Consider the following 205-nt stretch of genomic DNA (forward strand, 5'->3'; position numbering starts at 1 on the left):
GCGGCCACGACCGTCGTGGACGCGACGGCCGAGGTGCTGGCGCAGCTCGTCTTCGCCGTCATCGGCCTGTGCATCCTGATCGCCCGCCAGCCGGACAGCGGCTATGCCATTCCGTTCGCGATCGGCGTGTTCGCGACCCTGGTCGGTCTCGGCGGCTTCCTATGGGCGCAGCTCGGCGCCGCCGGGCTGTTCGCCCGCCTCGGCC

1 pseudogene is annotated in these 205 nt (G+C 72.7%); it reads left to right on the forward strand.

Features of this window, described 5'->3' with window-relative positions:
- Positions 1 to 205: pseudogene (locus tag B8460_RS22690) on the forward strand (hypothetical protein); the annotation flags it as partial.

Source organism: Acidisphaera rubrifaciens HS-AP3, from assembly GCF_000964365.1.
Classification (GTDB): Bacteria; Pseudomonadota; Alphaproteobacteria; order Acetobacterales; family Acetobacteraceae; genus Acidisphaera; species Acidisphaera rubrifaciens.